The organism is Actibacterium sp. (assembly GCF_055134745.1).
This window is the reverse complement of the sequence record NZ_JBSRVX010000005.1, coordinates 1-14,407: the sequence shown is the minus strand read 5'-3', so window position 1 is coordinate 14,407 and position 14,407 is coordinate 1. Positions and strand designations below refer to the sequence as shown.

Here is a 14,407-nt window from a genome sequence, read left to right as displayed (position 1 = left end):
CGGGGGCTGCGCCCCCGGCCTCAGTAAAAGCTCTGCGGGTCGATATCAATCTGCAACCGCATGTTCGCGGGCAGGCGCAGTTGCGCCACCCAGTCGCGCAAGGCCGCCTGCAACGGCGCAGCCTTGTCGGCCTTGACCAGCAGGCGCACCCGGTGCCGGCCCCGGATCCGGGCAACGGGGGCGGGTGCCGGTCCGAAGACCTGCGCACCGATCGCCCGCAACGCCGCATCCCCGCGCGCCAGTCTTGTGCCGATATCGAACACCGCCTTCAGGTCAGGCCCCGACAGCACGATCCCGGCCATCCGCCCATAGGGCGGCACGCCTGCGGCGCGCCGTTCGGCGGCCTCGGCGCGCCAGAACCCTTCCTCATCGCCCGACAGGATGGCGCGGATCACCGGATGATCGGGCTGAAAACTTTGCAGCAAAGCCTGCCCCGGTCTGTCGGCGCGCCCCGCGCGCCCCGCGACCTGACGCATCAGCTGAAACGTGCGTTCGGCGGCGCGCAGGTCCGACCCCTGCAGCCCCAGATCGGCATCAATGACGCCAACAAGCGTCAGCAGCGGGAAATTATGTCCCTTTGCAACCAGTTGCGTGCCGATGATGATATCAGCCCCGCCCGCCGCGATTACCCCGATCTGCTCTTTCAGGGCGCGGGCCGAGGCGAACAGGTCCGATGACAGCACCGCCACGCGGGCATCGGGAAACAGGGCTGTCACCTCTTCGGCCAGCCGTTCCACCCCCGGTCCGACCGGGGCCAGCCGACCCGCCACGCCGCAGGACGGGCAGGTCTGCGGGATCGGCCTGGTTTCGCCGCATTGATGGCAGACCAGTTGCTTCAGGAACCGGTGCTCCACCATGCGCGCGTCGCACTGGTCGCAGCCGATCTGATGGCCGCAGGCCCGGCAGATCGTCACGGGCGCATAGCCGCGCCGGTTCAGAAACAGCATCGCCTGTTCGCCCGCCGCAAGCCGCGCCGCCACCGCCGCGCGCAATGTCGGGGATATCCAGCGATTGGCGAGCAGGTCTTCGGCCCGCATGTCGATCGCCCGCATTTCGGGCAGGTCGGCCGCACCAAACCGGGCCGACAGGTCCAGCCGCGCATATTTCCCCGCTTCGGCATTGGCCCAGCTTTCCAGCGACGGCGTGGCCGAGGCCAGAACCACCTGCGCCGAACAGAGCGATGCGCGCAGCACCGCCATGTCGCGGGCATTATAATGCGCGCCATCTTCCTGCTTATAGGCGCTGTCATGTTCCTCATCGACGACGATCAGCCCCAGATCGCGAAACGGCAGGAACAGCGCCGAGCGCGCGCCCACCACCATCTGCGCGCCCCCCTGCCCGACCATTTTCCAGGCCCGCCGCCGCTCGGTCATGGTGACGCCCGAATGCCATTCGGCGGGGCGCGCGCCAAACCGCTGTTCCACCCGGGTCAGGAATTCCGCCGTCAGCGCAATCTCGGGCAGCAGCACCAGCGCCTGACGACCGCGCGCCAGACATTCGGCCACCGCCTCCAGATAGACCTCGGTCTTGCCCGACCCGGTGACGCCCTTCAGCAATGTCGCCCCATATCCGCCGCCCGCCACGGCCGCGCGCAGATGCGCCGCCGCGCCGATCTGATCGCCGGTCAGTTCCTTGCCCGGCAGGTCGGCATCCATGCGCGCAAAGGGCGCATCGCGCGGCGCGTCCTCTTCCAGCACCGCGCCCTGTTTGACCAGCCCCTTGATGACGGATGTCGAAACGCTGGCCTGCGCCGACAATTCGCCCAGCGTAAAGGCCAGCCCGCCATAGTCATTCAGCACCGCCAGAACACGGCCCCGCGCATCGGTCATCCGGTCGGGCGCGCCCGCGCCCAGCCGGTAAACCTTGCGCATCGCCTCGCTGCCACCCAGCCCAGGCGCGCGGGTCGCCAGCCGCAGCATCGCGGGCAAGGGCGTCAGCGTATAATCGGCCGCCCGCATCAAAAAGGCGCGCATCTCATCGCGCATCGGCGCCACGTCCAGAACGCGGGTCACGGGGCGCACCTTTGCCAGATCATAGCCGCCCTCGCCCGGCCCCCAGACCACGCCCAGAACCCGGCGCGGACCCAGCGGCACCTCGACATAGGCGCCCAGATGACAGCCCCCCGGCGGCGCGCGGTAATCCAGCGCGCGGTCCAGCGGCTGGGCCGTCAGCACCGCGATCAACGAGCCGTCGTCAAAGAAGCCCTGCGTCATCCGCCCCGCCTGCATTCCTGGGGTTCCAGCCCCCGCGCCCATCCTGTATCAGGGTCCCAAATCAGGGCAAACCGCCACAGGAGACAACCCATGAAATTCTTTGTCGATACCGCCGATGTCGCCGCCATTGCCGAACTGAACGATCTGGGCATGGTCGACGGTGTCACCACCAACCCGTCGCTGATCCTGAAATCGGGCCGCGATATCCTGGAAGTCACAAAGGAAATCTGCGGCATGGTCGCAGGTCCGGTTTCGGCAGAGGTTGTGGCCCTGCAGGCCGATGACATGATCGCCGAAGGCCGCAAGCTGGCACAGATCGCCCCCAATATCGCGGTTAAGGTGCCGCTGACCTGGGACGGGCTGAAGGCCTGCAAGGTGCTGTCGGGCGACGGGTTCATGGTGAATGTGACGCTGTGCTTTTCCGCCAATCAGGCGCTGCTGGCTGCCAAGGCGGGCGCCACATTCATTTCGCCCTTCATCGGGCGCTTGGACGATATCAACCTCGACGGCATGGATCTGATCGAGGAAATCCGCGCGATCTATGACAATTACGACTTTTCCACCGAAATTCTGGCCGCTTCGATCCGCACGGTCAACCACATGAAGGATGCTGCCCTGGTCGGCGCCGATGTGGCAACAGCCCCGCCTGCGGTGATCAAATCCATGGCAAACCACGTGCTGACCGACAAGGGGCTGGAAGCTTTCATGGCCGACTGGGCAAAAACGGGGCAGAAAATCCTGTAGGATTGTTGTAGGATTTGGAAACAATCCAGCAAGAGGCAGCACGCATGAGCAGCACCGCCCTGACCGAAGCCACCCTGCGCGACAAGATCATCGCCGATCCTGACGTGATTCTGGCCGATGCCGACCTTATGCGCGCCCTCATCGCCGCCAATGAAAAATCGCTGGGCGAAAATGTGATCGACCTGCGCGGCATTGCCATCGCGCGGCTGGAATCGCGGCTGGAACGGCTTGAAGATACGCACAGATCGGTCATCGCTGCGGCCTATGACAATCTGGCGGGCACCAATCAGGTGCATCGCGCCGTGCTGAAACTGCTGGAGCCATCGTCGTTCGACGCCTTCCTGAAACTGCTGGAACAGGAAGTGGCGGATATCCTACGCGTCGATTGCATCAGGCTGGTGCTGGAATCGATGCAAAACCCGGCAGATCCGGCGATTTCGCGTCTGGGTCAGGTGCTCAGCGTGGCCGAGCCGGGTTTTGCCGAAACCTATGCCGCCGCAGGCCGGTCCGGTGCGGCCCGTGCCGTGACCCTGCGACAGATCCAGCCCAGCGATGGCCGCCTTTACGGCGACAAAGCCGATTTCATCCGCTCCGAAGCGGTTCTGAAACTGGACCTGGGTCCGGGTCGCCTGCCCGGCCTGCTGGTGCTGGGGTCTGAAGACCCGCATCGCTTTGCCCCGACGCAGGGCGGCGACCTGCTGACATTCCTGGGTGGCGCCTTCGAAAGGGTGATGCGCCGCTGGCTGTCGTGACAGCACAAATCAGCCCCGCCCTGCGCGACGCGCTGCAAGACTGGCTGGCCTATGAACGCGCCCTGAACGGGGCCGCCGACAATACGCTCAAGGCCTATAACACCGATCTTCTGGGGTTCTTGTCCTATCTGACCATGCATCTGGGCACACCGCCCGGCCCGAACGCCCTGGCCGCGCTGGGGATCGGCGATATGCGGGCCTGGATGGCGCATGAACGCGGGCGCGGGGTGGGCGCGCGCTCGCTCGCGCGGTCTTTGTCGGCGGTCAAGGGTTTCTTCCGCTGGCTGTCAGAAAAACAGGGCTTTGATGCCACCGCGGTGCTGTCGGCGCGCAGCCCGAAATTCCACCGCAAACTGCCGCGCCCGCTGGCCGAAGACGCGGCGCGCGCGATGATCGACACCGTCGAATTGCAGGCCACGACCGGCTGGATCGCGGCGCGCGACGCGGCGGTGGTAACACTGCTTTACGGCTGCGGATTGCGAATTTCCGAAGCTCTGGGCCTGACCGGGCGCGACGCCCCGCTACCCCAGGTGATGCGCATTCGCGGCAAGGGCGGCAAGGAACGGCTGGTGCCGGTGCTGCCCGCCGCGCGTTCCGCCGTGAACGCCTATATCGGGCTGTGCCCTCATGATCTGGCACCCGAAAAACCGCTGTTTCGCGGCGCGCGGGGCGGGCCGCTGAACCCGCGCCAGATTGCAGGCGTGGTCGCCGCGGCCCGGATGCAGCTTGGCCTGCCCGCCAGCGTCACCCCGCATGCGATGCGCCACAGCTTTGCCACGCATTTGCTATCAGCCGGCGGCGATTTGCGGGCAATTCAAGAATTGCTGGGCCACGCGTCGCTGTCCACCACCCAGGCCTATACCGCGGTCGATACCGCCCGCCTGATGGAAGTCTATGACAAGGCCCATCCCAAGGCCTGACCCCCGGCGCCCGCTGAAGCCGCGCCAAGGGGGTATTTAAGCCAAGAATAAGCAACAGGGTTTATTCTTGGCCCAAATACCCAAATCAGACCTATCCCAGCGCGCTGTCGCAGCGCCCGCAGACACCCGCATGGCCATGCGCACCGACATCGGGCAGGATTTTCCAGCAGCGCTGGCATTTCTCGCCTTCCGCCAGTTCGAACACCACGCCGATGCCGGGCACTTCGGGCAGGCGGAACGCCTCGGCCGGGCTGGGATCGGCGGTAAGCTGAAGGGTCGAGGTGATGCAGATATCGGCGAAATCCACCGATTTCAGTGCCGCAAGAACCGCCTTGTCGTCGACATGCACCACCGGGGCCGCTTCAAGACTGGCGCCGATCACCTTGTTCTGGCGTTGAATTTCCAGCGCGGCGGTCACCACCCGGCGGGCGGCGCGGATGCCCGCCCATTTCGCCGCCAGCGCGTCGTCGCGCCAATCGGCGGGTGTCGCGGGCATGTCTTGAAGATGCACCGAACTGTCATCACCGGGAAAGCGTTCCAGCCAGACCTCTTCCATCGTGAAGACCAGCACCGGGGCCAGCCAGGCCGTCAGCCGGTGGAACAGGATATCCAGCACCGTCAGCGCCGCGCGACGGTTCAGGCTGTCATCGCCATCGCAGTAAAGCGCGTCCTTGCGCATATCGAAATAGAAGGCCGACAGATCGACGGTGGCAAAGTTGAACAGCGCCTGGAACACGCCCTGGAAATCATAGGCGGCATAGCCTTCGCGCACGCGGGTATCGAGTTCGGCCAGCCGGTGCAGCACCCAGCGTTCGGGTTCGGGCATATCGGCGGGGGCCAGGCGCATGTCTTCGGAAAATCCCGACAGGCTGCCCAGCAAAAAGCGCATCGTGTTGCGCAACCGGCGATAGCTGTCGGCGGTGCCTTTCAGAATCTCGGGCCCGATCCGCTGATCGGCGGTATAGTCGGTCTGGGCCACCCAAAGCCGCAGGATATCGGCGCCGTATTGTTCGATCACCTCTTGTGGGACGATGGTATTGCCGATGGATTTGGACATCTTGATGCCCTTTTCATCCAGCGTGAACCCATGCGTCAGCACGCCGCGATAGGGCGCGCGCCCGATGGTGCCGCAGGCCTGCAACATCGACGAATGGAACCAGCCGCGATGCTGATCGGTGCCTTCCAGATACAGATCGGCAATGCCGTCCGCGCTGCCATCCGCGCGGTCGCGCAGCACGAAGGCATGGGTCGACCCAGAGTCGAACCACACATCCAGCACATCGGTGACCTGTTCATAATCCGATGGATCGACGATGCCGGACAGCATCTTTTCCTTGAATCCTTGCACATACCAGACATCTGCGCCATCAGCCTTGAACGCCGCGACGATGCGGGCGTTCACCTGATCGTTGCGCAGCAGGAAATCGGCATCGGTGGGTTTGGCACCCTTTTTCACGAAGCAGGTCAGCGGCACGCCCCAGGCGCGCTGGCGCGACAGAACCCAGTCTGGCCGCGCCTCGATCATCGAATAAAGACGGTTGCGCCCGGTCTGGGGCGTCCATTTCACCAGTTGGTCGATACTGGTCAGCGCGCGGCTGCGGATCGTGTCGCCATAGGTATCCATGCCGTCGTCCAGTTTGCGGTCGATGGCCGCGAACCATTGCGGCGTGTTGCGATAGATGACGGGCGCCTTCGAGCGCCAGGAATGCGGATAGGAATGCTTGATCTTGCCTTTGGCGAACAGCGCCCCGGCATAGGCCAGTTGCTTGATGACCGACACATTGGCCGGGCCGTCCTTGCCATCGGGTGCGATGATATGCTGGCCGCCAAAGATCGGCAGATCGGCGCGATAGCTGCCATCGGGTTCGACATTATAGGTCATCGGCAGGTTGAACTTCAGGCCAAGCTGATAGTCATCATCGCCGTGGCTGGGGGCCGTGTGGACAAAGCCGGTGCCCGCGTCATCGGTGACATGGTCGCCGGGAAGGAGCGGGACGGGAAAGTTCCAGTTGTTTCCGTCATCCAAATCGCCTTCGACGAGGCCACGGAAGGGGTGAGCGAGAGTAAGACCTGTGAGTTCATCAGTCGTAACGTCGCATATGCGCGTAAAACTTTCGACCTTTCCTGCCGCAAAGATCGCTGCGGCCAATTTGTCGGCGACGATGACGTTTTCACCGGGCTTTGCAGACGCATTTTCGGCGACGGAACCGACGGCATAGAGACCATATTCAATCTCAGGATTGAACGCGACCGCGCGATTTTGCGGAATGGTCCAGGGGGTGGTGGTCCATATGACCACTGACGCATCGAGCAAGCTCTCCGGCACCTTCATGCTTGGGACTATATCTCCCACTTGCGACACCACCCCAAACCGCACCCAAACCGTATGGCTGGTATGGTCGTGATATTCGATCTCGGCCTCGGCCAGCGCGGTTTTTTCCACCGGGCTCCACATCACGGGCTTTGATCCCTGATAAAGCGTGCCGTTCATCAGGAACTTCATGAACTCCTCGGCGATCACCGCCTCGGCGTGGTAATCCATTGTCAGGTAAGGATCAGCCCAGTTGCCGGTCACGCCCAGGCGCTTGAATTCTTCGCGCTGGATATCCACCCAGCCTTCGGCGAATTTGCGGCATTCCTGGCGGAAGGCAACCTTGTCGATGCTGTCCTTGTCCTCGCCCTTGGCGCGGTATTGTTCCTCGATCTTCCATTCGATCGGCAGCCCGTGGCAATCCCAGCCCGGCACATAGCGCGCATCGCGGCCCATCATCTGTTGGGACCGCACCACCATGTCTTTCAGGATCTTGTTCAGCGCGTGGCCGATATGCAGATGGCCGTTGGCATAGGGCGGGCCGTCATGCAGCGTGAACGCCTCGCGCCCGGTCTTTTCGCGCAGCCGGTCATAGACGCCGATCCGTTCCCAGCGGGCCAGCCAGTCGGGTTCACGCGCAGGCAGGCCGGCGCGCATGGGAAAATCGGTTTCGGGCAGGTTCAGCGTGTTCTTATAGTCAGGGGTATCGGCGCACATAGGGCGTTGTCCTTGGGCAGGGGAATGCTGGTCAGGGGGCGGCGCGACGGATCAGACGCCTTGTCCCGGCGGCCCTGATGGTCAGGGCGCCGGGTGGCTAATTCGTATCGCGATGGCGAAATGCATATCCATGCGCAGGCTTATAGGGTGCCGCGCGTGGGGGGTAAAGATGCAAGCGGCGGGTCAAAAGCGACAAGGGCAGCGCCCGAACCGAGGGGTGGGTGCGAAGCGCCCGCCCCGTGGGCGCGGTTCGGGCGCTGCCCGGCGTGCCGCCGGGCGGCAATCAAGAATGTCTTGCCGGGCGGATGCCACGCACAGCTCGATCACCCATCGCCCTGCCCGAACAACCCCGTCAACGACCGCTTGACCAGTGCTGTGACCGAAGGCCGACGGGCGCGGACAAAGGGCAGCGGGCGGCAGACCTCGATCGCGGCCACGCCGACGCGGGCGGTCAGCGCGCCGTTGATCATGCCTTCGCCAAAGCGGCGGGATACCTTGGTCAACAGCCCGCCCCCGGCAATGGAATGCAGCATGTCATCGCCCATCGCCACCGCGCCCGTGGCCACCAGATGCGTCAGCACCGCGCGGGTCACGCGCCAACTGCCCAGGGTGCCGGACCGGCCGCCATAGATCTCGGCGATGCGGCGGATCATGCGCAGGTTGGCGGTCAGCGCCGCGATCAGATCGGCCAGCGCCAGCGGCACAAGGGCGGTGACCATCGCGACCTGCCGGGTGGCGGCCTCGACCTCGCGCAACGCGGCCATGTCCAGCGGGGCCAGCAGTTCGACTTCGGCCAGACCCAGCAGGCCGTCGGCATCGAACAGTTCGGCCTTGCGTTCGTCGAACCGTTCGCGGCCCCACGACAGGTCGGGGCGGTTCGCATAAAGAGCCTCCAGCCGGTCGGTGACGCGGCGCGCGGCCCCCAGATCGGCGGTGGCAATGGCGGCGGCGGCGGCCTTGTGCAGCGTATCGACCCGGCGCAACCGGGCAAAGGCGGCCAGTTCCTTGATCGCCACCAGAAGGGCGGCCAGCAGAACCGCACCGACCAGCACCAGCGCCACCATGCCCAGCACCGGGTTGCGCTCAAAGAGGCCCGTCACGAAATTCCACGCCATGACAGATGCCGCAAATCCGATCAGCGACAGCAGCGCCGACCAGAAAAACCGCCCCAGCCGGGACGGCCGCCGCGCCGCCAGCACCGCCATCGTCTGCATGGCCCGGCCCGTGGGCGCATCGGGGGCGGGATCGGGCACCGGCGGCGCATCGGCGGGGGTGACGGGCGATACCGCATTTTCCAGATCAATCAGAACGGGGCCTTGGGTCATCTCAACCTGTCTCCGATCAGAAATTCGGCGGCCCTGTCCAGCCTGATATGCGGCGGGCCTTCGCCCGGTTTCAGCGTCAGGCGGGCGGGCGCGAAATGCATGATGTTATAGTCATCCCCCAGCCAGCCCTGCTGACCCGACCGCGCGGGCGACAGGATGCGCGCGGGATCGTCGGGTAAGGCGCCGGGATAAAGCGCGGCCTGCTTGCCGGTATCCAATAGCGTGCCGCGCACACAATCCAAGCTGCGCCCGTCATGGGTCAGGGTTTCCTCGACCGTGGCGCGCAGAGCGGCGATGGACATCGCCATGGTCTTGGCCCCGGCATAATCGGCGCGATCCTTGGCGTCGCGCACCAGCGCCTGCATGATCGCGGTCAGGCGGGCATGCTGGGAATGATGCAGATGGTCGGCCTTGGTCGCGGCAAACAGGATGTGATCGACCCGGCGCCCTCGCAGCAAAGGCGCCAGCCAGGCATTGCGACCGGGGCGAAAGGCGCCCAGAATATCGGCCATCGCGCGGCGCAGATCCTCGACCGCCTGCGGGCCGGAATGGATCGCGCCCAGCGCATCGACCAGCACCACCTGCCGGTCGATCCGCGCGAAATGGTCGCGAAAGAACGGGCGCACGACCTGACGTTTATAGGCCTCGTACCGGCGGGCAAATTCGCGGCGCAGCCCGCCCCGCCCTGCCCCCTCGGCCATTGGCAGCGGCGCAAAGGTCAGCACCGGCGACCCGGCCAGATCGCCCGGTAACAGGAACCGCCCCGGCGTGCAGTCCGAATATCCGCCATCGCGCGCCGCGCCCAGATAGGCGGTAAAGACGCGCGCCAGCGTCTGGGCCTGCACCTCGTCCAGCTTGGCACCCGGATCGGTGGCGCGGGCCAGCGCCAGAAAATCCACCGCCTGCGGGCGGCTGGCGATCCGGTCCAGCACATCCGCCGACCAGTCGTCATAGGATTTCTCCATCAGCCCCAGATCCAGAAGCCATTCGCCGGGATAATCGACGATATCCAGATGGACCACGCGCGGCCCCGATACCGACCCCAGCAGCCCGCCGCCCTGCACCTTCAGCGACAGGCGCAGTTCGGACACCGCGCGCGTGCTTTCGGGCCAGTGCGGCGTATCGCCGGTGATCGCCGCCAGATGGGTTTCATAATCGAAGCGCGGCACGGTATCGTCGGGCTGGGGTTGCAGATAGGCCGCGCGGATCGCGCCCGTGGCGGCGGCGGCCAGTTGCGGCATCCGGCCCCGGTCCATCAGATTGGCCACCAATGATGTGATGAACACGGTCTTGCCAGCCCGCGACAGCCCGGTGACGCCCAGCCGGATCACAGGTTCGGAAAAGGCCCCCGACACGGACTGGCCGATATTCTCGACCCCGCGCAGCAGACCGTCAGCGATATCGTTCAGTATCAAGCGCGTCCCTCATTCTGTCGCGCCCAAGATAGGCACGGCGCGCCGAATAAACCAGCGCGATTGCCAAATCGCCCCCGGCAGGCTAACCGGACCCATGCCCCGCTATGCGCTGAAAATCGAATATGACGGCGCGCCTTTCGCTGGCTGGCAGCGGCAGGCCGATCTGCCGACCGTGCAGGGCGCGATCGAGGCCGCATTGGCAAAGCTGGAACCCGATCTGCCATCCATTGCCGCCGCCGGGCGCACCGATGCCGGGGTGCATGCGCTGGGTCAGGTTGCCCATTGCGATCTGGCGCAGGACTGGGATCCGTTCCGGCTGTCAGAGGCGCTGAACCATCATCTGAAACCCGCCCCCGTGGCGATTTTGCAGGCCGTGCGGGTTGGCGATGATTTCCACGCGCGCTTTTCGGCGATTGAGCGGCGCTATCTGTTCCGGCTGGTGTCGCGGCGCGCGCCGGTGGTGCATGACAGGGGCCGGGTCTGGCAGGTGCGCCACCCGCTGGACGGGGCGGCGATGCAGGTGGGGGCGGATCACCTGCTGGGGCGGCATGATTTCACGACCTTTCGCGCCGCGCTGTGCCAGGCCGCCAGCCCGGTCAAGACGCTGGACGAATTGCGGGTCGAGGAAATCGCGATACCGCATGGTCAGGAATTCCGGTTTCACGTCCGCGCCCGCAGCTTCCTGCATTCACAGGTGCGCAGCTTTGTCGGCACGCTGGAACGGGTCGGCGCCGGTGCATGGGCACCCCAGGATGTGAAAACAGCGCTGGATGCGCGCGACCGCACCGCCTGTGGCCCCGTCAGCCCGCCGCAGGGATTATATCTGACGGGGGTCGGATATCCGGATGACCCGTTCACGGAATAACGCGCCACCAACGCCCGGGCCGCGGGTTCAGCCCGCCAGCCCGCCCCGGGCCGCGCGATAACTGTCATAGGCGGCGGTCAGCATATCGGTGTCGTTTTCAGTCGGCACCCAGCCCAGATCGCGTTCGGCGGCGGTGATGTCCAGCGTCACTTCCAGATCCGCGATCTCGAACTGTTCTGGGTCCATCGGGGCGACGCCGAACCGGTTCAGCCCGCGCAGCACCGTCTTGACCAGCCCGCCCGGCGTGCGGATCACCCGCGATTTCGACCCGGTGCGGGCGATGAATTCGGTCATCAGTTCATACACGGTGGGCGAATTGGCCGATCCCAGATTGAACACCTTTGACGGGCAGCCCTGATCGGCGGCCAGCACCGAAGCGCGCGCACAATCGGCGACCGACACGAACTGAAACCGCGTCGATCCATCGCCGATCAGCGGCACCGGCAGACCCTTGTCGATCAGCTTGAACAGCTTTTCCAGAATGCCCAGCCGGCCGGGGCCCAGGATCAGGCGCGGGCGCAAGATGGTGCAGTCGATCGCACCGGCCTTGATCAGGGGCGTCAGCATGTCTTCGGCGGCCACCTTGGAGCGGCCATAGGGGCCGAATGGGTGGCGCGGGTGGTGTTCGGGGCGCGGCACGATCAGCGCGGGCCCGTAAACCATGTCGGTCGACCAAAAGACCAGCTTGCGGCAGCCCGCCGATTTCATCGCGCGCAGCACTTCGCGCGTGCCATCCACGGCGCAGATACGGAAATAGGCATCGCGCCCGGTGCGCGGTTCATTGGGGATGATCAGTTTCGATGCCAGGTGATGCACCACATCGCCCGGTTCCAGCCCGACCTGATCCAGAATGCCGGGCACAGACACATCACCGGCGATATTGGTCACACGCGGATCATCCTTTGGCGGGTGCGCCTGGAACGAGTCCGGTAAATCAACCACCACGACATCGCCCTTGTCGCCCGCCAGCAACTGGCGCAGCAATTCGCGCCCAAGAAACCCGTTTCCGCCGATCAGAAGATGTTTCATGGGCCCGGCCTTAGCTTCGCGCGATGATGACCGTGCCAAGCACGATCGTCGCGATACCGATCATCCGTGTCAGGCTCATCACCTCGCCCATGAAGAAATAACCCCAGGCGGCAACGATCACATAGGCCAGGCTGATGAAGGGAAAGGCAAAGCTGACCTCGAAGCGCGACAATGACATCAGATGCGTGCCCATCGACAATGTCATCGTGGCCAGGCCCAGAATGATGAACGGATTGGTGATCGCCCCCAACAACAGATTGCCGATATGCGAGGCCGAGAATTCAGCCTGCCCGACCTTGTTCATTCCCGCCTTCATCAGCAGTTGCGACGCAGCATTCAGGATCACCGTAACGATGATGAAGACGAAGAATTTCGACACTTTTGGGAACTCCGCAGGGGTTATTTCAGGCGCATGTCATTCACGACCGAATGGTCGATCAGGTATTGAAGCTGCGGAATATCGACCAGGACCAGCACGATCACCAGCACTGTCATGAAGCCCACATAGGCCATGAATTTCGGCTCCAGATACAGCTTTTCCGGATTCACCGCCGCCGAGGCCGGTTTCAGTGCGATGCTCATATACCAGGCGAACAACAGCGCAAAGAACGGGAAGGTCAGAATGAATTCGATCTTGTACTTGATCAGGAAGATTCCCAGAAACAGGACCGAGGCCAGCGCATAGAAGAATGCCGACAGGAACAACTTGTTTTCATCGTAATAGCGGAACGAGCGCCGATACAGGCCCGCCCGGTTGGGATCAGCGATTTCGCGATATTCCGAGAACCGCTTGATCGCCATCAGATAGGCCCCGCCCATCCAGTAACTGATCAGCATCGACGACGGCGGCAGCACGATCGTCGACAGCGCCGCCCAGCCCAGCACCAGCCGGATCGGGTTGTTGATCGATTCAGACAATACGTCGATATAGGGCCTGTCCTTGGTGCGGATGGGTTCGACATTGTAGAGAATCCCCATCACCAGCAGCAGCACGCTGGCATACAGGAACATCGGGTTCAGCAGGCTGGCAACACCCAGCCCGACCACCACCAGCAGAACATATTGCAACAGCATATAGGGCAGCTTGATACGGCCCTGCGCCGTGGCGCGCTGCGATTTTGTGGGATGGAAGCGGTCGAATTCCCCGTCGAGGTATTCATTGATCGTGTAATTGGCCGAGGCCACCAGGCAGGTCGACATGAACCCGATCAGCAGGTTGACCAGATGCGCCGATGTCACCTGGTCGTCGATGTAAAAGGCCAGCGCGGCGCCGGGCAGCATGAAGACATTCTTGGTCCAGTGGTCGGGCCGCGCAATAGAGATGTAATCCGCGATCGTTCCGCCCTTGGCCGAAACCGGCGCTGCCTTGTCCGAAAGTTTTGCCCGCGTCACCACCTGCGTTCCTTACCCGAATAAACTGTGCCCGGGGTCGATGTAATATTGACCCGCCGCTTGAATAAACTGTGTTCACCGAACGGGCAGACCATACACCAAAGCCCCGCAAGCCAGAAGCCCAGAGCGGTTTATTTCGCACCTGCGGCAGAGGCCGCGATGCCAAATGGCTACATTCGCACCGGTTCCACCGCATTGGCCTCGCCCCGTCAACAGCATTGCGCCCCACCCTGACGCCGGGCTGCCGGTTCAGCAGACGATTCGCCGAATCGATGTTTCGACGGATCGACCCCGGCAACCGCTTTTCACGGGAAATAGCGGATATTACTGAAAAATTCTCGACGAATCGTGGCATTTTCGCTAGCGATCGTCAGGTCTGGCGCAACCATTACTGCCAGGATCCCCATATCAGAGGGCAGGATGGCACAGGCAGAACAAACCCCCGCGACCGATGGATCGGCACGCCTGATCGGCTGGGCGGCCGTGGTGCTGACGGCCCTGTATTCCCTGGCCGGCATTGTCACGCGGCGCGGCATGGGGCTGGACTTCGCCAATTTCTATGATGCCGGGCAAAAGGCGCTGTATGGACAGTTTGCAGACCTGTTCGACATCCATGCCCAGATCGCCGGCCATGGATGTCGAACAGGTCTGCAAACTGTCCATACAGCGCCTTTTGCCCGGCATCATAGAAATTGGCGAAGTCCAGCCCCATGCCGCGCCGCGT

At 64.0% G+C, this 14,407-nt stretch carries 12 protein-coding genes; 5 read left to right on the top strand and 7 right to left on the bottom strand.

The window, feature by feature from the left end; translation table 11 throughout:
- Positions 1–20: 20 nt before the first annotated feature.
- Positions 21–2,213 carry a primosomal protein N' gene (locus ACTCHC_RS01060; RefSeq protein ID WP_463020594.1) on the bottom strand — a complete coding sequence of 731 codons (2,193 nt, stop codon included), beginning with the start codon at positions 2,211–2,213 and terminating at the stop codon, positions 21–23.
- A gap of 90 nt (positions 2,214–2,303) precedes the next feature.
- On the opposite strand from ACTCHC_RS01060, the gene fsa reads away from it, so the two are divergent.
- Genes fsa through ACTCHC_RS01045 form a run of 3 tightly spaced genes read left to right on the top strand, consistent with a single transcriptional unit; the run spans position 2,304 to position 4,629 of the window.
- Complete coding sequence (fsa, locus tag ACTCHC_RS01055; RefSeq protein ID WP_463020593.1) at positions 2,304–2,957, top strand: fructose-6-phosphate aldolase; 654 nt, start codon at positions 2,304–2,306, stop codon at positions 2,955–2,957.
- Positions 2,958–3,001: 44 nt separating this feature from the next.
- The gene (locus tag ACTCHC_RS01050; RefSeq protein ID WP_463020592.1) at positions 3,002–3,709 is read left to right on the top strand and encodes a DUF484 family protein; all 708 of its coding nucleotides are present in this window, start codon (positions 3,002–3,004) and stop codon (positions 3,707–3,709) included.
- Positions 3,706–4,629: a tyrosine recombinase XerC gene (locus ACTCHC_RS01045; protein ID WP_463020591.1), complete on the top strand. Its 924-nt coding sequence runs from the start codon at positions 3,706–3,708 to the stop codon at positions 4,627–4,629. Before ACTCHC_RS01050 ends, ACTCHC_RS01045 begins: the two co-directional genes overlap by 4 nt.
- Before the next feature lie 91 nt (positions 4,630–4,720).
- Here ACTCHC_RS01045 and ileS read toward each other — a convergent pair whose 3' ends face one another.
- The 3 genes from ileS to ACTCHC_RS01030 all read right to left on the bottom strand — a co-directional run bounded on the left by ileS (position 4,721) and on the right by ACTCHC_RS01030 (position 10,397).
- A complete protein-coding gene (gene ileS / locus ACTCHC_RS01040) occupies positions 4,721–7,657 on the bottom strand; it encodes an isoleucine--tRNA ligase (RefSeq protein ID WP_463020590.1) in 2,937 nt (978 codons plus the stop codon).
- A 323-nt stretch (positions 7,658–7,980) separates the two neighbouring features.
- Positions 7,981–8,982: a YcjF family protein gene (locus ACTCHC_RS01035; RefSeq protein ID WP_463020589.1), complete on the bottom strand. Its 1,002-nt coding sequence runs from the start codon at positions 8,980–8,982 to the stop codon at positions 7,981–7,983.
- Positions 8,979–10,397 (bottom strand): YcjX family GTP-binding protein, encoded by a 1,419-nt coding sequence (locus ACTCHC_RS01030; RefSeq protein WP_463020588.1) that lies wholly within the window; start codon positions 10,395–10,397, stop codon positions 8,979–8,981. The genes ACTCHC_RS01035 and ACTCHC_RS01030 overlap by 4 nt, the downstream gene beginning before the upstream one ends.
- A gap of 94 nt (positions 10,398–10,491) precedes the next feature.
- On the opposite strand from ACTCHC_RS01030, the gene truA reads away from it, so the two are divergent.
- Entirely contained in the window at positions 10,492–11,262 is a 771-nt protein-coding gene (truA, locus tag ACTCHC_RS01025; protein ID WP_463020587.1) for a tRNA pseudouridine(38-40) synthase TruA, read from the top strand.
- A 27-nt stretch (positions 11,263–11,289) separates the two neighbouring features.
- Here truA and ACTCHC_RS01020 read toward each other — a convergent pair whose 3' ends face one another.
- From ACTCHC_RS01020 to ACTCHC_RS01010, 3 genes are read right to left on the bottom strand one after another with little or no spacing between them, the layout of a single operon-like run.
- Positions 11,290–12,291 carry an NAD-dependent epimerase/dehydratase family protein gene (locus ACTCHC_RS01020; RefSeq protein ID WP_463020586.1) on the bottom strand — a complete coding sequence of 334 codons (1,002 nt, stop codon included), beginning with the start codon at positions 12,289–12,291 and terminating at the stop codon, positions 11,290–11,292.
- A 10-nt stretch (positions 12,292–12,301) separates the two neighbouring features.
- The gene (locus tag ACTCHC_RS01015) at positions 12,302–12,670 is read right to left on the bottom strand and encodes a DMT family transporter (protein ID WP_463020585.1); all 369 of its coding nucleotides are present in this window, start codon (positions 12,668–12,670) and stop codon (positions 12,302–12,304) included.
- Between the two features lie 20 nt (positions 12,671–12,690).
- The gene (locus tag ACTCHC_RS01010; RefSeq protein WP_463020584.1) at positions 12,691–13,683 is read right to left on the bottom strand and encodes a UbiA family prenyltransferase; all 993 of its coding nucleotides are present in this window, start codon (positions 13,681–13,683) and stop codon (positions 12,691–12,693) included.
- Positions 13,684–14,103: 420 nt separating this feature from the next.
- Between ACTCHC_RS01010 and ACTCHC_RS01005 the strand changes: the two genes are divergently transcribed.
- The coding region (locus ACTCHC_RS01005) for a hypothetical protein (RefSeq protein WP_463020583.1) at positions 14,104–14,407 on the top strand (304 nt) is incomplete at its 3' end.